This is a genomic window from Anaerobacillus sp. 63XJN7_5_ISO-PGPR-S23-430 (assembly GCF_056173695.1).
Genome location: NZ_CM149686.1, coordinates 1753009 through 1775563 on the forward strand (window position 1 = coordinate 1753009; position 22555 = coordinate 1775563).

At 41.7% G+C, this 22555-nt stretch carries 22 protein-coding genes and 1 other annotated feature; all 22 genes read left to right on the plus strand.

Going from position 1 to position 22555, the window contains the following annotated elements:
- Positions 1-2: 2 nt before the first annotated feature.
- The 22 genes from spoVE to AC0VYJ_RS09610 all read left to right on the plus strand — a co-directional run bounded on the left by spoVE (position 3) and on the right by AC0VYJ_RS09610 (position 22491).
- On the plus strand, positions 3-1103 hold the full coding sequence (gene spoVE / locus AC0VYJ_RS09505) for a stage V sporulation protein E (RefSeq protein WP_194221342.1): 1101 nt from the start codon (positions 3-5) through the stop codon (positions 1101-1103).
- A gap of 376 nt (positions 1104-1479) precedes the next feature.
- A complete protein-coding gene (locus tag AC0VYJ_RS09510; RefSeq protein WP_226612765.1) occupies positions 1480-2262 on the plus strand; it encodes a cell division protein FtsQ/DivIB in 783 nt (260 codons plus the stop codon).
- A 479-nt stretch (positions 2263-2741) separates the two neighbouring features.
- On the plus strand, positions 2742-4022 hold the full coding sequence (ftsA, locus tag AC0VYJ_RS09515) for a cell division protein FtsA (protein WP_194221344.1): 1281 nt from the start codon (positions 2742-2744) through the stop codon (positions 4020-4022).
- A gap of 30 nt (positions 4023-4052) precedes the next feature.
- Complete coding sequence (gene ftsZ / locus AC0VYJ_RS09520; protein ID WP_194221345.1) at positions 4053-5195, plus strand: cell division protein FtsZ; 1143 nt, start codon at positions 4053-4055, stop codon at positions 5193-5195.
- A 375-nt stretch (positions 5196-5570) separates the two neighbouring features.
- Positions 5571-6863: a homoserine dehydrogenase gene (locus AC0VYJ_RS09525; protein ID WP_430242808.1), complete on the plus strand. Its 1293-nt coding sequence runs from the start codon at positions 5571-5573 to the stop codon at positions 6861-6863.
- Positions 6863-7918: a threonine synthase gene (gene thrC, locus AC0VYJ_RS09530; protein WP_430242805.1), complete on the plus strand. Its 1056-nt coding sequence runs from the start codon at positions 6863-6865 to the stop codon at positions 7916-7918. Before AC0VYJ_RS09525 ends, thrC begins: the two co-directional genes overlap by 1 nt.
- Complete coding sequence (gene thrB / locus AC0VYJ_RS09535) at positions 7915-8838, plus strand: homoserine kinase (protein WP_475367249.1); 924 nt, start codon at positions 7915-7917, stop codon at positions 8836-8838. Before thrC ends, thrB begins: the two co-directional genes overlap by 4 nt.
- Positions 8839-9013: 175 nt before the next feature.
- Positions 9014-9931 (plus strand): sigma-E processing peptidase SpoIIGA, encoded by a 918-nt coding sequence (gene spoIIGA, locus AC0VYJ_RS09540; protein WP_430242800.1) that lies wholly within the window; start codon positions 9014-9016, stop codon positions 9929-9931.
- Positions 9932-9965: 34 nt separating this feature from the next.
- Positions 9966-10685 carry an RNA polymerase sporulation sigma factor SigE gene (gene sigE / locus AC0VYJ_RS09545; protein WP_194221350.1) on the plus strand — a complete coding sequence of 240 codons (720 nt, stop codon included), beginning with the start codon at positions 9966-9968 and terminating at the stop codon, positions 10683-10685.
- A gap of 83 nt (positions 10686-10768) precedes the next feature.
- Positions 10769-11548, plus strand: a complete 780-nt coding sequence (sigG, locus tag AC0VYJ_RS09550; RefSeq protein ID WP_194221351.1) for an RNA polymerase sporulation sigma factor SigG — start codon at positions 10769-10771, stop codon at positions 11546-11548.
- A 70-nt stretch (positions 11549-11618) separates the two neighbouring features.
- On the plus strand, positions 11619-11888 hold the full coding sequence (locus AC0VYJ_RS09555) for a YlmC/YmxH family sporulation protein (protein ID WP_098443312.1): 270 nt from the start codon (positions 11619-11621) through the stop codon (positions 11886-11888).
- 93 nt (positions 11889-11981) lie between these two features.
- Positions 11982-12809 carry a peptidoglycan editing factor PgeF gene (pgeF, locus tag AC0VYJ_RS09560; RefSeq protein ID WP_430242797.1) on the plus strand — a complete coding sequence of 276 codons (828 nt, stop codon included), beginning with the start codon at positions 11982-11984 and terminating at the stop codon, positions 12807-12809.
- Positions 12810-12816: 7 nt separating this feature from the next.
- Entirely contained in the window at positions 12817-13494 is a 678-nt protein-coding gene (locus AC0VYJ_RS09565; RefSeq protein ID WP_430242794.1) for a YggS family pyridoxal phosphate-dependent enzyme, read from the plus strand.
- 27 nt (positions 13495-13521) lie between these two features.
- Positions 13522-13956 carry a cell division protein SepF gene (locus AC0VYJ_RS09570; RefSeq protein WP_194221354.1) on the plus strand — a complete coding sequence of 145 codons (435 nt, stop codon included), beginning with the start codon at positions 13522-13524 and terminating at the stop codon, positions 13954-13956.
- Positions 13957-13975: 19 nt separating this feature from the next.
- Positions 13976-14239, plus strand: coding sequence for a YggT family protein (locus AC0VYJ_RS09575; RefSeq protein ID WP_194221355.1), 264 nt, complete (start codon positions 13976-13978; stop codon positions 14237-14239).
- Positions 14239-15012: a YlmH family RNA-binding protein gene (locus tag AC0VYJ_RS09580; RefSeq protein WP_194221356.1), complete on the plus strand. Its 774-nt coding sequence runs from the start codon at positions 14239-14241 to the stop codon at positions 15010-15012. The genes AC0VYJ_RS09575 and AC0VYJ_RS09580 overlap by 1 nt, the downstream gene beginning before the upstream one ends.
- A 91-nt stretch (positions 15013-15103) precedes the next feature.
- Positions 15104-15616: a DivIVA domain-containing protein gene (locus AC0VYJ_RS09585; protein WP_475367250.1), complete on the plus strand. Its 513-nt coding sequence runs from the start codon at positions 15104-15106 to the stop codon at positions 15614-15616.
- 74 nt (positions 15617-15690) lie between these two features.
- Positions 15691-15900: a binding site (T-box leader), on the plus strand.
- Between the two features lie 109 nt (positions 15901-16009).
- Complete coding sequence (ileS, locus tag AC0VYJ_RS09590; protein WP_475367251.1) at positions 16010-18766, plus strand: isoleucine--tRNA ligase; 2757 nt, start codon at positions 16010-16012, stop codon at positions 18764-18766.
- A 134-nt stretch (positions 18767-18900) separates the two neighbouring features.
- On the plus strand, positions 18901-19362 hold the full coding sequence (gene lspA, locus AC0VYJ_RS09595; RefSeq protein ID WP_283152264.1) for a signal peptidase II: 462 nt from the start codon (positions 18901-18903) through the stop codon (positions 19360-19362).
- Positions 19362-20276 carry an RluA family pseudouridine synthase gene (locus AC0VYJ_RS09600; RefSeq protein WP_194221360.1) on the plus strand — a complete coding sequence of 305 codons (915 nt, stop codon included), beginning with the start codon at positions 19362-19364 and terminating at the stop codon, positions 20274-20276. Before lspA ends, AC0VYJ_RS09600 begins: the two co-directional genes overlap by 1 nt.
- Positions 20277-20468: 192 nt before the next feature.
- Complete coding sequence (pyrR, locus tag AC0VYJ_RS09605) at positions 20469-21011, plus strand: bifunctional pyr operon transcriptional regulator/uracil phosphoribosyltransferase PyrR (RefSeq protein WP_194221361.1); 543 nt, start codon at positions 20469-20471, stop codon at positions 21009-21011.
- 163 nt (positions 21012-21174) lie between these two features.
- Complete coding sequence (locus tag AC0VYJ_RS09610; RefSeq protein WP_430242781.1) at positions 21175-22491, plus strand: solute carrier family 23 protein; 1317 nt, start codon at positions 21175-21177, stop codon at positions 22489-22491.
- Positions 22492-22555: the final 64 nt, after the last annotated feature.

Here is a 22555-nt window from a genome sequence, read left to right on the forward strand (position 1 = left end):
TATTGCCGAAAACAAAATCAACGCCAGACCTGGTCTTTTTAACTGCAACACTAGTGCTGTTAGCAATTGGATTAATCATGGTTTACAGTGCCAGCGCTGTATGGGCCTCTTATAAATTTGACGATGCATTTTTCTTTGCAAAAAGACAGCTTCTTTTTGCGGGGGTAGGTGTTGTGGCCATGTTCTTCGTGATGAACGTTGAGTATTGGACATGGCGCACCTGGTCAAAAGTAGGCGTGCTCATCTGCTTCATTCTACTTGTTCTAGTCCTGATCCCAGGAGTTGGACTTGTTCGAGGGGGAGCGAGAAGCTGGCTTGGTGTTGGTGCGTTTTCAATCCAACCATCTGAATTTACAAAACTTGCAATGATTGCTTTTCTTGCTAAATATTTATCCGAAAATCAAAAACGCATTACGTCATTCAAAAAAGGACTAGTGCCGTCGCTTGGTATTGTGTTCATAGCTTTCGGTATGATTATGCTCCAACCGGATCTTGGAACTGGAGCGGTTATGGTTGGTACGTGCGTTGTAATGATTTTTATCTCGGGGGCAAGAATAGCCCACTTTGTTTGGCTTGGTATGCTTGGTTTAGCCGGCTTTGCCGTCCTGATTTTATCAGCGCCCTATCGGATTGCGCGAATCACCTCCTACCTTGATCCGTGGAGTGACCCACTCGGTAGTGGTTTTCAAATCATTCAATCGCTGTATGCCATTGGCCCGGGTGGCCTGATGGGGCTTGGGCTCGGCCAAAGTAGACAGAAATTTTATTATTTACCTGAACCGCAAACAGACTTTATCTTTGCAATTTTATCTGAAGAACTCGGATTTATCGGTGGAAGCTTTGTGATTCTATTATTTTCGCTTCTTCTGTGGCGAGGGATTCGAATTGCACTAAGAGCGCCTGATTTGTTTGGTAGTCTTCTTGCTGTTGGTATCATCGGCATGCTTGCGATTCAAGTAATGATCAATATTGGCGTTGTAACTGGCTTAATGCCTGTAACCGGGATTACCCTTCCTTTCCTTAGCTACGGGGGCTCTTCCTTAACGCTCATGCTTGTAGCAATGGGAGTGTTACTCAATATCAGTCGATACGCAAAATTTTAAGCAGATTATGGAAGGGCGCTCACCAGTGAGCGCTCTTTTTCTATAATTTTCATGATTGATTCAAATTACGAGGGAACCCTTTTCATTTACCTATTTATTATATCGCTTTGTTAGCTTATACTAGTGATTCTTAAGTATTGGCTCATTCTATTTGTCAGCACAGAGCTGAAATAAACAATGTAAAGTAATATAGCTTATTATTAAGAACAATTCTCTGGGATGAATTTCCTTCTAGAGGCTAATAACACCTTAACTTATGCTATAATGATTGAAATGAGGACAAACAGCTGGGTCATGCCGTTCGGTTGCCATGATAAGCGTTAGTAACATCGTAAGTATAGACAGAAGTTCATTTACCGGAGACGGAGGCAAGACAATGGAAGATCGCAAAGTTGTAACAATTGAAGATCGGATTCCCACGTTGAAAGCACAGCGTAAGCAGCGCGCTAACAGAAGATTAATCGTCTATTTATCAATCTTCTTCTTTCTCATTTTGCTGATCATTTACTTCCAATCTTCCTTAAGTCACATTCGGAACGTTGAGGTTTCTGGCAATAATTATGTTTCAGAAAAAGAAATTATTAAGTTAAGTGAGCTTAATAATAGCGTGAGTTTTTGGAATTTAAATGCTAAAAATGTAGAAGAAAAGGTAGAAAAATCAAAAGAAATTAAAGAAGTAACTGTGACTAGACAGTTTCCTGCAACTGCTAAAGTGGATGTTGTGGAGAATGCTCGAGTCGCGTATTTAAAAAAGGGAAGTGAATATTTCCCGATTTTGCAATCAGGTGCTATTCTTGATGCACTCCCTAAAGGTGAAACGCCAGTGAGCGCTCCTATTTTGATGCAATGGAACGAAAGTACAGAGCTATCAGAAATGGCAGGCGAGCTCAGGAAAGTAGAATTAAGTATTATTAATCGTATTTCTGAGATTCATTATACGCCGAATGGGGATAAAGCTTTTAACTTAACTCTCTATATGACAGACGGATATGAAGTGAAAACAAGCATTAGCGATTTTTCTGAGAAGGTGAATAGCTACCCGTTAATAGTTGAGAAGCTTAAAGATAAAGCCAAAGGTATTCTTTATCTAAATGAAGGTAGTTGGCTTGAGCCTTATGAGGACGTTTCAACTGAAGAAGAGGAAAAGAAAGAGTCTTGACGATAAAATGCATAGATAATCCCTGTTCTAATGGACAGGGAATGCTCTTTGTTCACGAAGGTTTATGAGCAGGGCAATTTATGTTTAATAACTCATTTTCATGTAAAAATGAAAGAAAACAGCAAAATTCTTTCCAATCACGAAAACAGTGACTTTTCTACTGCTTTCACATGGTGTAGACTAATACTTATGCACTGCTTTGTACATCTCTTCATTAAAAAAGAAATGAACCGAAGAGAGTAGGGGAGTGTTACCCAAAAAAATAAGAGGAAATCTCGTATAAAAGAAGGGAAATAAACGGATTTGTGGAATAGAGTCCTTATATCACATTCTTCCCGGGACTTCATGAAGCGAGCCTTGAGGAAGTTTAATTCAAGAGATTATTGTGTATATAAAGGTGTTGGACATTTTTTCAACCCTATTATAGAGAAACTATTAATACCTGAACATGGTAGCATTTTGAAGGAGGTGCCAGGAGAATGAACAGCAATGAGATTTATGTGAGTCTAGACATCGGTACATCCAATGTGAAAGTAATCATTGGCCAGATGACGAACGATTCTTTAAATATTCTTGGAGTCGGCAGCGCGCCTTCTGATGGAATTCGTAAGGGATCGATTGTGGATATAGATGAAACTGTTCGTTCAATTAAGCAGGCAGTAGAAAACGCAGAAAGAATGGTAGGTTTATCGGTTCGTTCTGTGATTGTGGGGATTAACGGCAATCACGTACAGTTACAACCCTGTCATGGGGTAGTGGCTGTATCGAGTGAGGATCGTGAAATTCATGATGAAGATATTGCTAGAGTAATTGACGCAGCACAGGTTGTTTCTATCCCTCCTGAGCGAGAAATTATTGATGTGATTCCAGGACAGTTCGTAGTTGATGGACTGGACGGCATTACAGATCCACGTGGAATGATTGGTGTTCGCCTTGAAATGGAAGGAACAATCATTACAGGTTCAAAAACAGTATTACATAATTTACTAAGATGCGTTGAAAAAGCGGGTCTTGAAATTGCTGATATTTGTCTACAACCGCTAGCGTGTGGGTCAATGGCTTTATCAAAAGATGAGCGTAATTTAGGTGTAGCACTAGTTAACATGGGCGCTGGATCTACTACGATTTCTATCTTTGAAGAAGGCTCACTGAAAGCCACTTCTGTACTTCAAATCGGTGGCGATCACGTAACCAAAGATATTTCGATTGGTCTTAGAACAACGACTGAAGAAGCTGAGCGAATTAAGATTAAGCACGGCAATGCTTTCGTTGATCTTGCTTCAGAAGAGGAAGCTTTCACAGTATCGACAATAGGAAGTTCGGCTGAACAAGAATTTAATCAGTACGAATTGGCTCATATTATAGAACCTCGGATCGAAGAGATGTTAGAATTGATAGAAGACGAAATTAAGCGAATGGGAATTCGTGAATTGCCGGGCGGATTTGTTCTAACCGGTGGTATGGTCGGAATGGACGGAGTTCTTGAACTTGCTCGTGAAATTCTGCAGCACAATGTACGTGTTGCGGTCCCTGACTATATCGGCGTACGCGAACCGCAATACACAACTGGCATTGGTCTTATCCAGTTCACGTATAAAAACGTGAAGATTCAGGGGAAAGAAGTGGCAGCATCACTCAACCCTGAAGAAGAAGTGAAGCCCAAGCGTAGAACAAAAGCCGAACCTCAACCAGGTGAGAAATCTTCTTCACCAGGTATGAAAGAGAAAGTGAAGAATTTCTTTAATCTATTTGTTGAATAAAGGGCTATTACAAGATTAGGAGGACCTGAGATGTTAGAGTTTGATATGAATATGGAACAATTAGCACAGATAAAAGTAATCGGTGTCGGCGGAGGCGGAAGCAACGCTGTCAATCGTATGATCGAGAATGGTGTCCAAGGTGTTGAATTTATTGCTGTTAACACGGATGCACAGGCATTGAACCTTGCTAAAGCAGAAGTTAAAATGCAAATTGGTGGTAAATTAACAAGAGGTCTTGGTGCAGGAGCTAATCCGGAAATCGGAAAGAAAGCTGCTGAAGAAAGCAAAGAACAGATTCAGGAAGCGCTTAGCGGTGCTGATATGGTATTCGTTACCGCAGGAATGGGTGGCGGAACTGGAACAGGTGCTGCACCTGTCATTGCTGAAATTGCCAAAGAACTTGGTGCACTAACAGTAGGAGTTGTCACACGTCCATTTACCTTTGAAGGTAAGAAGCGTTCGACACAAGCCGTTACTGGGATTGCTATGCTTAAGGAAAAAGTCGATACGTTAATTGTTATCCCGAACGATCGTCTACTAGAAATCGTTGATAAAAACACTCCAATGCTTGAAGCGTTCCGTGAAGCGGATAACGTTCTTCGTCAAGGTGTTCAAGGGATATCAGATCTTATTGCAGTACCGGGTCTTATTAACCTTGACTTCGCAGATGTTAAAACCATTATGACTGAACGTGGTTCTGCATTAATGGGAATTGGTATTGCGACAGGGGAAAATCGCGCTTCTGAGGCTGCCAAAAAAGCTATTTCCAGTCCACTCCTAGAGACATCTATTGATGGTGCAAAAGGTGTGCTTATGAACATTACGGGCGGATCTAATTTGAGCCTGTACGAAGTAAATGAAGCAGCTGACATTGTTTCATCAGCTTCTGATGAGAATGTGAACATGATTTTCGGTTCTGTAATTAACGAAGATTTAAAGGACGAAATTCTTGTTACAGTGATCGCTACTGGCTTTGACGAGAACGAAAATAAGAAGAAGACGGTTCCACGTCCTTCTGCACAATCGAAGCAAAGCGCTCCGATACAACAGCAGAAGCATGAAGAGGAAGAAGTTCAGCCGGAGCCATCTAAATTCGGTACAAGAACGGAAGAGTCTAACGATACGCTAGATATCCCTACGTTCCTTCGTAACCGCAAACGTAATAGAAGATAACTCAGAAAACCAGCTCTTTTTAGAGCTGGTTTTTTTATTTGAGAAATTTCAGTTAGTCGTTTATTTAATCTCTTCATTTCTTCTCTCTCCAGCGCTTGTCGAACCTAGTCGACCACTTCCGCTTTTTGTGTAATCCAGCTCCAGTGGTCAGGTCCTCGAGGCGCTTCACCGTTCGCTTAGAACACAAAGGGCGTGTTCCAATCGAAAGGTTCCAGCGCTTGTCGGACCTAGTCGACCACTTCCGCTTTTTATGTTAATATAAATAAAATTTATTTATTTCTGAAAACGGTGTTGTGTTCGTGGGCAATCACACGTATAATGTCCATTATATAAAAACAAGTGTCCTCACCAGAAGGACAAAGGAGTGGAGAGTATATGAAGGATTGCGTATCTGTAGGATTGTTAGGACTTGGCACAGTAGGTAGTGGTGTTGTACATATGATTGATTCCCACCAGAAAGAGTTACAGCAGCGAGTGGGTTGTCAGGTGAAAGTGGCAAAGGTGCTTGTAAGAGATATGGATAAAGAAAGAAGCGTTGATCTAGATTCAAGCGTTCTTACTCAAGATCCTGAAGATGTTATCAATAATCCAGAGGTCGATGTTGTGATTGAAGTAATTGGTGGGATTGATCAGGCGAAAGAGTTCATTCTTGCTTCACTTAAGAATCATAAGCATGTTGTAACAGCGAATAAAGACCTGATGGCGATCCATGGAAGAGAACTACTAACTGCTGCAGTTGATCATGAAAGTGATCTTTTCTATGAAGCTAGTGTAGCAGGAGGCATTCCTATTCTTAGAAGTTTAGTAGAGGGATTATCTTCTGACCGCATCACTAAGTTAATGGGAATTGTGAATGGAACAACAAACTACATTTTAACTAAAATGACAAAAAACAATGTCCCATATGAAAGTGTCTTAAAAGAAGCTCAGGACCTTGGATTTGCAGAGTCGGATCCTACTGCTGATGTAGAAGGGTTAGATGCTGCTAGAAAAATGGTGATTCTTGGGACGCTTGGCTTCTCCATGAAGGTTGGATTAGATGATGTAAAAGTAGAAGGCATCACACGTGTTGATGAAGAAGATATCGCTTATAGTAAGAAGCTAGGTTACACAATTAAATTATTAGGCATTGCGAGCTCAACAGACGGATCTATTGAACTTTCGGTTCAGCCAACATTGCTTCCTTCAAGACATCCATTAGCGTCCGTTAACGATGAATATAACGCGGTGTATGTCTATGGTGAAGCGGTAGGAGAAACAATGTTCTATGGCCCTGGTGCTGGTCAATTACCGACTGCCACTGCGGTTGTTTCCGATCTCGTAGCTGTTATTAAAAATATGCGGTTAGGTGTGAATGGAAAAAGCGTTATTCTTCCACAGCATGAGCGTAAGTTAACAAGCGATGAGCAAATTAAAAGCAAACATTTTATCAGATTAATTGTAAAAGACGAACCGGGTGCATTTTCAAAAATTTCTCATCTATTCCAAGATCGTGGATTAAGTTTAGAGAAATTGATTCAAGAGCCAGTTGTGAATAATGGTACGGCAGAGCTTGTCATCATTACACATGAAACGAATCAACGAGCATTTGAAGAAGTTCATAATCGTTTAAGAGACTTGGATGTAGTCGTAGAAGTGAAGAGTCGTTACCGAGTGGAGGGAATGTAATGAGCTGGAATGGTTTGATTAAGCAATATAAAGAATATTTACCTCTAACAGAGGAGACACCTCAGCTCACGCTAAATGAGGGGAATACACCGCTGCTAAAGCTTGAGCAACTTTCAAACGAACTAGGTATTTCCCTTTATGTGAAAATTGAAGGAGCAAATCCGACTGGTTCATTTAAAGATCGTGGCATGGTAATGGCTGTAGCTAAGGCGAAGGAAGAAGGCAGTGACGCTATTATATGTGCTTCTACAGGCAACACAGCAGCTGCGGCCGCAGCTTATGGGGCAAGAGCAGGGTTACGCTGCATTATCGTTATACCTAAGGGGAAAGTAGCACTAGGTAAGCTTGCCCAAGCCATGATTTATGGAGCAGAAATTTTTGAGATCGATGGGAATTTTGATGAGGCGCTCAGAATGGTGCGCGATATTGCGGAGACTGAGCCTATTGCTCTTGTTAACTCTGTTAATCCTTACCGATTAGAAGGTCAAAAGACAGCGGCTTTTGAAGTATGTGATCAGCTTGGGGAAGCGCCAGATGTGCTTGCGATTCCAGTTGGGAATGCTGGGAACATTTCTGCATATTGGAAAGGGTTTAAAGAATATGTCTCAGAAGATAGTCGACCGCAAATGCGTGGATTTGAGGCTGAGGGGTCCGCTGCGATCGTTCAAAAGAAAATCATTCCAAATCCAGAGACAATCGCTACAGCCATTCGTATTGGGAATCCAGCTAGTTGGCATCTTGCAGAAGAAGCTGTGATTGAATCGAAAGGTAAAATCGATAGCGTAACAGATGATGAAATTTTGCATGCGTATCAAGAGCTTGCCAAAAAAGAAGGCGTTTTTGCTGAACCAGCTTCGTGTGCTTCGGTAGCTGGAGTAATGAAGCAGGTTGCCTCAGGAGAGATTAAGAAGGGATCAAAGGTTGTTGCCGTATTAACGGGGAATGGATTGAAAGATCCTTCCACTGCAATGGACCTTGTTGTTGCAAAACCACGTGTTGTTGCAGCAGATAAAACACAGTTTCTTGAGGAGCTCAAGGGATGTGTGAGCCAGTGAATAGAGAAGAAGGCCTTTACTTGAAAGTTCCAGGTAGTACTTCAAATCTTGGACCAGGATTTGATTCAGTAGGTCTTGCAATCAATCGCTATTTGCACGTAAAATTAGAACCCTCTTCAGAATGGTCCTTTCATTACGTTGACTTTGATGATGTATTTCCAGCAGGTAAAGATAATATGATTTATCAAACAATCGAGCAAATCGAAAAGAAGTATGGGAATGGAAAGAAACCTTCTCCTTATACTGTGACAATGACGAGTGAACTTCCTTTAGAGAGGGGACTTGGGAGCAGCGCTGCAGCCATTGTCGCTGCTGTCGAAATCGCGGACTTTACAATGGGTCTTCATCTAACGATTGAAGAAAAAGTACAGATTGCTACAACATTTGAAGGCCATGCTGATAATGTTGCCGCGTCCCTTTATGGAGGACTAGTTATTGCAACTGGAGAGGAAGGTATAGGAACGATTTCACATCAAGTAACTGATTTAGAGATGATCGCACTAATTCCACATCGTAAATTGAAAACAACGGATTCTCGATCAGTGTTGCCCGATATGCTCCCTTTTCAAGAAGCTGTAGAGGCAAGCAATATCGCAAATGTTTTTGTAGGCGCTGCTCTTCAAAATGATTGGAAATTGGCGGGTAAGCTAATGGAGCGTGATCTTTTTCATCAACCTTATCGAAAACATCTAGTGCCAGACTTAGAAAAGGTTCGTGCGATTGCTATGGATAATGGAGCGTATGGAGCTGCTTTAAGCGGTGCTGGTCCAACATTAATTGTCTTTCATGCCAAAGCATCGTCGAATGAACTTCGCTTAGCGCTAGAAAAAGCTTTTCCTGAGTATTGTTGTGAATTGCTTATACCTGCGTCAACAGGGATAGAAATAACGTACGGAGCTTATCAAAATCAATCCATTTAATTGAGAAGTCGTCCTCTAGAAGGGCGGCTTTTTTTATGTTTTTGGACGGATGATCGCCTGACAAAACTAGTGATAATTATCCAAAATAACCTCGCTCTAACCGGCACAATCTGACAGTTTTATAAAGAAACTTAGTCTATACTTAGTATCAAAATCGCAAGGGGGGAGGCGTTCGGTGGCAGTATACCTTGATGTGATCTGGTTGCTAAATTTTTGTTTCGATTACATGCTACTTGCGCTAACTGGGATACTGCTGAAGAAACAAGTGAAAAAGAGACGGCTTGTTACTGGTGCATTAATCGCTTCGTGTTATGTGCTTTTTCTTTTTGTTCCTGCCCTAACATTTATGGTAAACCCATTCATGAAGCTGCTCTACTCCTTACTTATTGTTGTGGTAACGTTTGGCTTTACAAGGTTTCGTAGCTTTTTTCAATGTTGGCTTCTCTTCTATTTTGTCACGTTTATGATTGGCGGAGGAATGATGGGGGCGCATTATTTCTTTCAAAAAGATATGACGGTGTATAACGGAGCGGTCGCTACACAAAGTACTGGATTTGGGGACCCCATTAGCTGGCTTTTTGTGATAGTTGGTTTCCCTATTGTTTGGTTTTTTTCAAAAAGAAGAGTGGATCATCTTGAGACAACACGAATTCATTTTGATCAACTAGCAGAAGTTAGTATCCGAATTGATGATGTGACAATTTCAGCTAAAGCACTTGTCGATAGCGGCAACCAGCTACAAGACCCTTTAAGCGGCTCACCTGTTATGATCCTCGATATGACGGTGCATGAAGCGAACTTTCCACCATCGTTTATTCAGAAAGCCAAAAACATCACAGAATTCCAGGAAGAAGGAGAGGAGGATCGTTGGGAACATCGGTTACGTATTGTTCCGTTTCGGGCAGTCGGACAAGATCATCAATTCTTGTGTGCTGTAAAGCCGGATGAAGTATTGATCTCGATGGAGGGGCGTTCATTAACTGTCAAAAAAGTACTTGTTGGATTAAGCTTTCATACGATTTCAGGAGAAAAAGATTATACGTGTATCCTTCATCCGAAAATGCTGACAGGACATAAGGCGACTGCGTCATAGAAGAGAAAACAAGACGACCAAGGAGGAGTTCGAGATGGGGAAAATGAAAATTAAGTTAGTTCTATGGTGGCAGCGGATCCTAATGAAGCTTGGTATTAAACCTGATGAGATCTATTACATAGGAGGGAGCGAAGCATTACCTCCTCCTCTATCGAAAGATGAAGAGGCCCATTTATTAATTCAATTACCTAAGGGAGATAAAGCAGCAAGGTCGATTTTAATTGAGCGTAATCTTCGCCTGGTCGTTTATATTGCACGGAAATTTGAGAATACGGGGATCAACATTGAAGATTTAATTAGTATTGGTACGATTGGTCTCATCAAAGCAGTAAACACATTTAATCCTGAGAAAAAAATCAAGCTTGCAACCTATGCATCAAGGTGTATAGAGAATGAAATATTAATGTTCCTTCGACGGAATAATAAAATACGCTCAGAAGTTTCATTTGATGAGCCGCTTAATGTGGACTGGGATGGGAATGAGCTCCTTTTGTCTGATGTACTAGGGACAGATGAAGATATCATTACGCGCGGGATAGAAGCTCGCGTCGATCGTAGATTACTTGTGAAGGCATTAGAAACACTTAATCCAAGAGAAAAACAAATTATGGAGCTAAGGTTTGGTCTTGCTGGAGAAGAAGAGAAAACGCAAAAAGATGTTGCCGATTTACTTGGCATTTCTCAATCATATATTTCAAGGCTCGAAAAGCGCATCATTAAACGACTTCGAAAAGAGTTCAATAAAATGGTCTGAGCTTCTTAGCATAATAGATGCATAAAATTCCCACTCGCGGAGATACTTTACTTTGACAGCATCTCCGATGAGGAGGGAATGAGTTGACACGAAACAAAGTCGAGATTTGTGGAGTAGATACATCCAAACTTCCAGTACTTAAAAATGAAAAAATGAGAGTACTCTTTAAGCAGATGCAGGAAGGGGATATTTCGGCACGTGAAGAACTAGTGAATGGTAATTTAAGACTTGTTCTAAGCGTGATCCAGCGATTTAATAATCGAGGAGAATACGTGGATGATCTATTTCAGGTGGGCTGCATTGGCCTGATGAAATCCATAGATAACTTTGATTTAGGGCAAAACGTGAAATTCTCTACTTATGCAGTGCCGATGATCATCGGTGAAATCAGAAGATATCTCCGTGACAATAATCCGATCAGAGTGTCACGATCTTTAAGAGATATCGCTTATAAGTCTCTCCAGATTAGAGATAAATTAATGACGAAGAATTCCAAAGAACCAAATCCGACTGAAATTGCCAAAGAGCTTGGGGTGACGAAGGAAGAAGTAGTCTTTGCACTTGATGCGATTCAGGATCCTGTTTCATTATTTGAACCTATTTATAATGATGGAGGCGATCCCATTTTCGTTATGGATCAAATCAGTGATGATAAACAGAAAGACATCCAGTGGCTTGAAGATATTGCTTTAAAGGAAGCCATGACAAGATTAAATCAGCGAGAGAACATGATCTTACAAATGAGATTCTTCCAGGGTAAAACGCAAATGGAAGTAGCAGATGAGATTGGAATTTCGCAGGCACAGGTGTCCCGACTCGAGAAAGCGGCGATACACCAAATGAATAAAAATATCCAAAGTTAGAACGAGACCTGGGAAACAGGTCTTTTCTTTTGCCTTCTTTTCATATAATGAGATGAAAGGTGGGTGCGCGATGATAAAAATATCAGAATTTCAGGTGAAAGATGTTGTGAATGTCTCGAATGGACGTAAGCTTGGTCACATCGCTGATCTGGAAATTAATTTAACGACAGGAAAAATAGAAGCGATTGTGATTCCAGGGGCAGGTAAAATGATGGGATTGTTTGCGCGAGAAAGTGATGTCGTTATTCCATGGCGCAACATAGTGAAAATTGGGTCAGATGTCATTCTAGTAAGACATCATGATACAGCTGATGGCGAATCGTTTCAGAAAGAATCATAAGGAAAGAAAGATCTAACAATCTATATCCCTTAGGCACAACATATTATGATAAAATAAGGTATAAACTGTATCATGGTATAAAGGGGTGCAACTGTGGAAAAAGAACCATTTCAACCATCAACACATAAAACATCACTGGCACTGAAATTTCCAGATCAAGCTGAACGGAACGATAACCTGATAGCAGGTTTTTCAACCCGTAGAAACGGAGTTAGCCAGACTCCGTTTTCTAGCTTGAATCTTGGATTCCACGTACCAGATCGAGCGAGAGATGTACTAATAAATCGCGAAACCCTTGCCTATGATATCGGACAATCCCTTGATCGATGGATCGTTGGTGAGCAAATTCATGGCGCCGACATTGCGAATGTAACAGCAGCGGATAAGGGACGAGGAGCAACGAATCATCAAGATGCCGTTCCGAAAGTGGACGGGCTATATACAGATGATCCCGAAGTTCTTCTAACCGCTCTTTATGCCGATTGCGTACCGCTCTATTTCTATGCGCCATCAGCTAAAAGAGTGGGGATTGCCCACGCAGGCTGGAAAGGAACAACGAAGAATATTGCAGGAGAGATGATTCGTGCGTGGAACAATGATGGAATCCAAACCGACGATATTTATGCTGCAGTCGGCCCTTCAATAGGGAAATGTTGCTACGAGGTTGATGATGGCGTTATCGAACACATTAAAGCGCTAGTAGGAGATCAGGATCTGTTTTTTGATGAAAAAGCAACAGGGAAATACCAGCTTGATTTAAAAGCCGTGAATCGCGAGCTCCTCCTTCGGTCAGGGATTAAGGCGAGTCAACTATCAGTTAGTGACTATTGTACAAGCTGTAGCAATCTGTTTTTCTCTCACCGAAATGAAAATGGAAAAACAGGAAGAATGATGGCATACATAGGACTCGGGGAGGTATAGCGTTATCGTGAATGTAAGAGAAAGTCTAGAAACAATCAAAGGAAAAATTAACGCAGCAGCAGAACGGTCATGTCGTGATCCTCAGCATATTCATGTTGTAGCGGTGACGAAATATGTTAGCGTCGAACGTACAAAAGAAGCATTAGAAGCTGGCGTTACTCACTTCGGTGAAAGTCGTGATGAGGGGCTATTGAAGAAAGTAGAAGCTATTGGCACATTGCCTTCGTGGCACTTTATTGGCACACTACAATCTCGTAAAGTAAAAGACATTCTTCCATTTGTAAATTATATTCACTCCCTCGATCGTATATCTCTAGCTAAAGAAATACAAAAGAGAGCTGATGGTGAAGTAAACTGTTTTGTGCAAGTTAACGTGTCTGGTGAAGAATCTAAGCATGGATTATCGCCAGGTGAGACGCTACCTTTTATTGAGTCACTTAATGAATTCTCATCTATTAAAGTCGTAGGATTAATGGCTATGGCTCCGCATACAGATAATACAAATGAAATTCGAGATGTTTTCAAGAAACTTCGTGAGCTTGGAGAACGTGTCCAAAGCCTTTCACTCCCACATGCTCCATGCAATGAGCTTTCAATGGGGATGTCAAATGATTATGAAATTGCTGTTGAAGAGGGCGCGACATATGTTCGCATTGGATCGTCACTTGTCGGAAATGAAAAATAAAATAAGCTCTCCAGGAGGTGCAGGGAATTGGGTATCAAAACGAAATTCAAGCAGTTCTTTGAACTTGATGATGAAACGATAGAGTTGGATGAGCAGCAGGAGCAAGATTCATATATGGAAGAAGAAGAGCCTGAAGTAACTCGAGCGAATCGTAAGCAGTCTAAACAAAATGTGGTAAGTCTTCAAAGCGTTCATAAGAACTCAAGAGTTGTGCTAGTTGAACCAAGAGTGTATGCTGAAGCTCAGGATATCGCTGATCACGTGAAAAATCGGAAGTCTGTTGTGATGAATCTTCAACGTATTCCACAAGATCAGGCGAGACGCATTGTCGATTTTCTAAGTGGAACAGTCTACGCTGTTGGTGGCGATATTCAGAAACTCGGTCCGGATACGTTTATATGTACACCGGACAATGTTGAAATTTCAGGTAACATTACAGATGAAATTTACGAAGACCAGTAATTAAGAAAGGGTGAAAAGTTTGAACATAGTTTCAATCTTACTTTCAGCAGTACAAATTTATACGTGGATCCTCATCATTTACATCTTTATGTCATGGATTCCAAATGCAAGAGAATCTTCTATTGGACGAATGATTGCTTCTATAGCAGAACCATATCTAGCTCCGTTTCGTAAGATTATTCCTCCAATCGGTGGAATGCTTGATATTTCTCCGATCGTAGCCATTTTCGCACTTCAGTTTGTGCAATATGGAATTATTGCGGTCTTTAGATTCATAGGCTAATGTCTATTTACGAACACTATCGTCCAGAAGAAAGAACATTTGTCGATCGCGTTTTACAATGGCAGGATGAGGTTCAAGAAAGGTATGCTCCCAGGTTAACCGATTTTCTTGATCCAAGAGAACAGGATATGGTGAGGCAAATCATTGGAAATCACTCTGACGTGGGCGTGTTTTTTTCGGGTGGAGTTGAAGGGTCTGAGCGTCAGAGGGCTCTTCTTGTTCCTCCTTACTTTGAACCAACAACGGAAGATTTCGAGATAATCGCTTTTGAAATTACATATCCAGCCAAATTCGTATCACTTACTCATCCAGATTTGCTTGGGGCAATGATGGGTCTTGGAATTAAGCGTGAGAAGTTTGGAGATATCCTTGTGCAGGATAGTGCTGCGCATTTAATCGTAGCGAAGGAAATTGCGGATTTCGTGAAAATGAATTTAACACATGCAGGGAAAGCGTCCATATCTCCTAACGAAATTCCATTAACGAGCGTAAGCGTCGTAGAAGCTTCCTGGCAGGAGCAGTCAGGCACAGTAACAAGCCTTCGTTTGGATACGGTACTTGCTGAAGTATACAATCTATCACGAGGTAAGGTTGCTCCGATGATTGAACATGATCGAGCGAAATTAAATTGGAAGATCGTCAGTCAACCTTCTGCTGAAGTGAAAGAGGGAGACTATTTATCGTTACGAGGTTCAGGTAGAAGTAAGATTATTTCTGTTGATGGCAAAACAAAGCGGGATAAATGGCGAATTACGTATCAAATTCGTAAATAGTTTGTCATAAATAGAAGGAATATCCAAATGATTGTCGAAATACGAGTAAGCCGGGTATATGAAAAAAGAGAGTAAATCGGAGGTGGCTGAATTGCCTTTAACACCATTAGATATTCATAACAAAGAATTTACACGCGGATTCCGCGGTTATGATGAAGATGAGGTCAATGAGTTTCTTGATCAGGTAATCAAAGATTATGAAACGGTAATCAGAGAAAAGAAAGAATTGAATGAGAGAGTGAAGCTTCTAGAAGAACGACTTGGGCACTTCTCAAACCTTGAAGAAACGTTAAATAAGTCGATCCTAGTAGCACAAGAGTCAGCGGAAGAAGTGAGACAAAACGCTAAGAAAGAATCCCAGCTCATCGTAAAAGAAGCTGAGAAAAATGCCGACCGCATTATTAATGATTCGCTTGCTAAAGCGCGTAAAATCTCCATGGATAATGAAGAGCTGAAAAAACAAGCAGCGGTTTATCGCACGCGTTTTCGTATGCTAGTTGAAGCCCAGCTAGAGATGCTAAATAATGAAGACTGGGATGGCTTAGTGGCTCGATTTGATGAGGAAGAAGATCAGCAACAGGAGCAAATCGAAGAAAAAGCATAAAGCACTCATTTATTTTTTGTCATTTCCTTGACTTCTTATTTTTATTTACACTATACTTCTATTAATAGCAATAACGATCGACGAAGATGGGAAGAGTATCTGATTCTTACTTAACAAAGCGAGCCGGGAATGGTGTGAGCCGGTGTTAAGCAATCAGAGAAGATCGCCCCTGAGTCCCGTGCTGAACGATAAGTAAGCCTCGGCGAATCATTCACGTTACGAATGCAAAGTGAGCGCAAAGCTTAATTTGGGTGGTACCACGGGAAAACCTTCTCGTCCCTTTTCGGGGACGAGAAGGTTTTTTTATTTTGTAGCACACTTTGAAGAAACAACTCCCGAGTGGCTGAAGATCGTTACGGTTGTTGCTCGTTATAAGTTGAAGGAGGAAACCTCATGAGCTATAAAGAAACGCTCTTAATGCCAAAAACAAAATTTCCGATGAGAGGAAATTTACCGAATAAAGAGCCCGACATGCAAAAAGAATGGGCAAACATTAATCTCTATGAAAAAGTACAGGAAAGAACGAAGGACCGCCCCCTATTCGTCCTACATGATGGCCCTCCATATGCAAATGGTGACATCCATATGGGTCATGCAGAGAACAAAGTTTTAAAAGATATCATCGTTCGATATAAATCAATGAACGGTTTTAATGCTCCATATGTTCCTGGTTGGGATACGCACGGACTTCCAATCGAGCAGGCGTTAACGAAAAAAGGCGTCGATCGTAAGAAGTTAACGGTTGCTGAATTTAGAAAGAAATGTGAAGAATACGCATTAAAACAAGTTGATCGTCAGCGTGAACAATTCAAGCGACTTGGAGTTCGTGCTGATTGGGATAATCCATATATTACGCTTGATAAAGGCTATGAAGCACAGCAAATTAAAGTGTTCGGAGAAATGGCAAAACGCGGTTATATTTATAAAGATAAAAAAACCGTTTATTGGTCTCCGACATCTGAATCAGCATTAGCAGAAGCTGAGATCGAGTATCAAGATAAGCGCTCTGCATCGATTTACGTTGCGTTTGATGTAAAAGATGGAAAAGGTGTTCTTGATGGCGAAGAGAAATTTATCATCTGGACAACAACACCGTGGACAATTCCTTCAAACCTTGCCATTGCGTTGAATGAGAAGTTTGAATACAGCGTCATTGAAGCGGATGGTACGAAATATGTTGTAGCAACAGAGCTTGTTGATCAATTAAAAGAAGAATTTGAGTGGAACAACGTAAGTGAAGTGAAGCGCGTAAAAGGTAGCGAACTTGAATACGTGACGGCTCAGCATCCAATCTACGATCGCGAATCTCTTGTGATCCTTGGTGACCACGTAACGCTTGACGCAGGTACAGGTTGCGTTCATACAGCCCCGGGACACGGTGAAGATGACTATATGATCGGAAGAAAGTATAAGCTAGACATCCTTTGCCCTGTAGATGAGAAAGGTGTTTTCACTGACGAAGCTCCTGGCTTTGAAGGTATGTTCTATGACAAAGCAAATAAACCAATTACTGAAAAACTTGAAGAAGTTGGCGCGCTTGTGAAGCTTACATTCTTCACTCACTCTTACCCACACGATTGGCGTACGAAGAAACCAATCATTTTCCGTGCAACAGAGCAGTGGTTTGCGTCGATCAAAGAGTTCCGCCCTGAACTTCTTCAAGCTGTAGCAGATGTGAAATGGTTCCCATCATGGGGTGAAATTCGCCTTCATAATATGGTGAAGGATCGTGAAGATTGGTGTATTTCTCGTCAACGTGCATGGGGCGTTCCAATCCCAGTGTTCTATGGCGAAAATAATGAGCCAATCATTACAGATGAGACAATTGCTCATGTATCAGAATTGTTCCGTAAGCATGGATCAAACATTTGGTTTGAGTGGGATGCAAAAGAACTTCTACCCGAAGGATTTACTTCAGAGCATAGTCCAAACGGTGAATTCCGCAAAGAAATGGATATCATGGATGTTTGGTTTGACTCAGGTTCTTCTCACCAAGCTGTTCTGGAAGAAAGAAGCGACCTTGCAAGACCTGCTGATTTGTATCTAGAAGGTTCTGATCAGTACCGTGGCTGGTTTAACTCGTCCCTTTCAACAGCTGTAGCCGTAACAGGGAAAGCACCTTATAAAGCGGTTCTCAGTCATGGATTTATTCTTGACGGTGAAGGAAAGAAAATGAGTAAGTCACTTGGAAATACAATGGTACCGAATGATGTTATGAAACAATTGGGTGCGGATATTCTTCGTCTATGGGTATCATCGGCGGATTATCAAGCTGACGTTCGCGTATCGAATGATATTTTAAAACAAGTAGCTGAAGTGTACCGAAAGATTCGCAACACGTTCCGCTTTATGCTTGGGAACCTTGAAGGATTTGATCCAACAGAGCATCAAGTGGCGTATAAGGATTTAGGTGAACTTGATCAGTATATGCTTGTGAAGCTAAATAATCTCGTATCGAAAGTAAAAAAAGCTTATGATGAGTATCAGTTCTTAACGGTTTATAATACGATCCATAACTTCTTTACAATTGAAATGAGCTCGTTCTATCTCGATATCGCGAAAGACACGCTTTATATTGAACATGCAGATCACCCGAACCGTCGTGCGATCCAAACGGTTCTTTATCAGACAGCTGTTGCGCTTACGAAACTTCTTTCGCCTATCATTCCGCACACTGCTGAAGAAGTATGGCAGTTTGTCCCTGGTGAGAAGGAAGAGTATGTACAGCTTTCCGATATGCCAGAAGTGAAGAATTTTGAAGGTACAGCTGATCTTGAAGAAAAATGGGATCATGTGATGGAGCTTCGTGACGAAGTTCTAAAAGCACTAGAAGAAGCGCGTAACGAGAAGAAAATTGGTAAATCGTTAACCGCTCAGCTTCATATTTATGCTGATAATGGTACGAAGGATTTGCTTGAAGGCGTAGCAAATCTTGAGAAGCTCTTTATCGTATCAGGTGCTACAGTGGCCGGTACGAAGGCTGAAGCACCAGCAGAAGCGAAAGTATATGAAGAACTAGCGATCTCCGTTTCACCTGCTGAGGGAGAAACGTGTGAGCGCTGCTGGCAAGTGAAAAAAGACGTTGGCGCTAATAGCGAATACCCAACTCTTTGCGCTAGCTGTGCTGAAACAGTTAAAAATCATTACTAATTAATGAAATATATCGAAAAGACGCTTTGCGATGCGAAGCGTCTTTTCTTTGTTGTTAGCTCAGTTTCGATTGTCTGCTGAAGCAAGCTGTGCTAAACTTTCATAGGAAGTAACATTTGATCGGAGGAGCGCTCGTGTGGAAATATCTCATAGCCATAGGCATCATTGTTCTAGATCAGTGGACGAAATGGCTTGTTGTGAAGTACATGGAATATGGTGAAAACATTACATTAATCAATGATTTTCTTTATCTAACTTCTCATCGAAACCGGGGCGCCGCCTTCGGAATCCTTCAAGGACAGATGATTTTCTTTTATATCATTACCATTTTCGTCATTGGAGCGGTTATTTATTATATGAGACAATATAAACATAGCCGTTTCGTTAGCGTCACCCTAGCACTCATACTTGGTGGTGCAATAGGGAACTTTATAGATCGAGTCCTTCGTGGAGAAGTAGTAGATTTTGTGAACACATTTATCTTCTCTTATGATTTTCCGATCTTTAACGTTGCCGATGCCTCCCTTGTTGTAGGTGTTATTCTTATCTTTATCGGAACCATTTTTGAAAGTAAGCAGGCTAAAGGGGAAAACTAATGGAAAAATTCACATTTAAAGTAGCAGAAGAAGAGAAAGGTGAGCGAATCGATAAGCTCATTACTTCTTATGAAAATGACTGGTCGCGTAGCCAGGTTCAAGCTTGGATTAAAGATAAAAATATTCAAGTGAACGGCGAAGACGTGAAAGGCAATTATAAAGCAACAGCAGGCGATGAGATCGAAGTAACCGTTCCTGAGCCTGAAGAATTAGAAATTGTAGCAGAAAATCTGAACCTTGAGATTGTTTACGAGGATGCGGATGTTCTTGTCGTGAACAAACCACGAGGAATGGTTGTTCACCCAGCTCCAGGACATGCTAGCGGAACGCTTGTTAATGGGTTAATGTATCAAGTTAACGATCTAAGCGGTATTAACGGTGTTGTCCGTCCTGGTATCGTCCATCGGATTGATAAAGATACTTCAGGATTATTAATGGTCGCAAAGAACGACAAAGCCCATGAATCACTTGTAAAGCAGCTTCAAGCTAAAACCGTTAACCGACGTTATACTGCCATCGTTCATGGCAACATCCAGCATGACGTGGGGACAATTGATGCACCAATCGGGCGAGATAAGCAAGATCGTCAGAAGATGACGGTAACGGATGAAAATAGCCGAGATGCGGTTACGCATTTTCATGTTCTAGAACGTTATAAGCAGTTTACTTATGTTGAGTGTAAGCTTGAAACTGGTCGTACGCATCAAATTCGAGTTCATATGAAATATATCGATCATCCCGTTGCAGGTGATCCTAAATATGGCCCAAGAAGAAAGTCGCTTCCGATTGATGGTCAGGCTCTTCATGCCGGTGTTCTAGGCTTCAGTCACCCTGTAACAGAAGAGTGGCTTGAATTCTCTGCTCCTATTCCAGAGGATATTGAACGTTTATTAAAGCGACTTAGACAAGATTAAGGTTGACTTAAGAAGAGATCTTTGCGATACTCTTTATAGACAATAGCATACCCTTTAAAGACAGTCCCGTGAGGCTGCAAAGGAAAAACGGCTATGTACGATCGGTACATTTGTATGCCCAAAACCCTTTTGCCCTCATGGCAAAAGGGTTTTTTAATGCCACAGACCGATAAAGAGAGAGGGGCGATCATCATGGAAAACAAACGCATTTTGCTCGATGATCAAGCGATTCGAAGAGCGCTTACGCGAATTGCACATGAAATCCTAGAGCGTAATAAAGGCATTGATAATACAATGCTTGTTGGGATTAAAACAAGAGGCATTTATTTAGCTGAGAGATTAGCTGAACGAATCGAACAAATTGAAGGATCAGCGATTTCAGTAGGAGAAGTTGATATCACCATGTATCGCGATGACCTTACTCACAAAAACGAAGATCAGGATCCCCTAATAAAAGGCACAAGCATTTCAAAGGATGTAACAGATCAAAAAGTGATACTTATTGACGATGTCCTTTATACAGGCAGAACCGTTCGTGCTGCAATGGATGCCTTAATGGATCTTGGACGTCCATCACAAATTCAACTGGCGGTGCTAGTTGATCGTGGACACAGAGAATTACCAATTCGTCCCGATTATGTAGGGAAGAACGTACCAACAGCAAAAGAAGAAATCATTGAAGTTGCTCTTACAGAAGTAGATGACTTTGACCAAGTTAGCTTATCACAATCATAAATCGTGCTCCCTTTAAATCCGTCCAGAGAGACGGCCAAGGGAGGAGACGCGTTCCGTTTAAGGACACGCGTGTACCTCCTTGCGGCCATGCAAGGAGTTTTTTTATACCTTAGGGTTAAGAAAAACGATGGCCGGGACACGCACAACCAAGGAGGAATACATCATGAAAAAAGTATTAGGAATTCGAGAGGTACCCAAACCTTCAAGCTGGCTCACATTAAGCTTACAGCATTTATTCGCCATGTTTGGCGCAACGATATTAGTTCCATTTCTCGTCGGACTTGATCCGGCGGTCGCCCTTGTCTCAAGTGGACTTGGGACGCTAGCTTATCTTGCCATAACGAAAGGTCGCATCCCTGCATACCTGGGGTCGTCATTCGCCTTTATTGCACCAATCATTTCAGCCGTCTCTTTGCACGGACCTGAGGGAGCCATGATCGGAAGCTTTTTTGCCGGGATTGTCTACGGTCTTGTCGCAATTGGGATTCGAGCGCTTGGGTTAAACTGGCTGTTAAAACTTCTTCCACCGATCGTAGTTGGCCCCGTGATCATGGTCATCGGACTAGGTCTTGCAGGAACGGCGATTGACATGGCGATGAATAACCCTGCTACGGAAGCCTATAGCGGCACGCACTTTACTGTCGCGCTTGTTACGCTAGGGATTACCATTCTCGCTTCCATGTTTTTAAGAGGATTTTTCAGCCTGATTCCGATTTTAATCGGCATTGTATCTGGATACACATTTGCTTACTTCATGGGTATTGTTGACCTTACTCCAATTAAAGAAGCTTCATTCTTTCAAATGCCTGATTTCATCATCCCGTTTGCGGATTACAACCCGGTTGATGTCTTCTCATGGGAAATCTTATTCATCATGGTACCAATTGCAGTTGTCACGATTGCAGAGCACATTGGCGATCAGATGGTTTTAAGTAAAGTTGCCGGCAAGAATTTCTTGAAAACTCCAGGTCTCCATCGTTCCATTCTTGGAGACGGAGTAGCCACAATGATCGCATCTTGCCTTGGTGGACCGCCGAATACGACATATGGGGAAAACATCGGTGTGCTTGCGATAACACGAGTATTCAGCGTGTTCGTTATCGGAGGGGCTGCTGTCCTTGCCCTTATGTTCGGCTTCATTGGAAAAGTAACAGCTCTTATCTCAACGATTCCAACGGCTGTCATGGGCGGCGTGTCGATCCTTCTCTTCGGAATTATTGCATCATCTGGCTTGCGCATGCTGATTGATAACAAAATTGATCTTGGTGAAAAGCGCAACTTGATTATCTCCTCCGTAATCCTAGTCATCGGTGTAGGTGGGGCATTCATCCAGGTTAGTGACAACTTGCAAATTGCAGGAATGGCGCTTGCGACCGTCATTGGTATTACGCTGAACCTCATTTTGCCTGGCGGAAGCTCACAGCAATCGGTTGAGAAAATGTTTGAAGAAGATCTTGAAAATAACGAACCAGCTGCATAGCATCATCCTTTAAAAAGGTACAGAGAGACCTAAAAGGGTGGGAAAGAGATGCGTTTACTTAAAC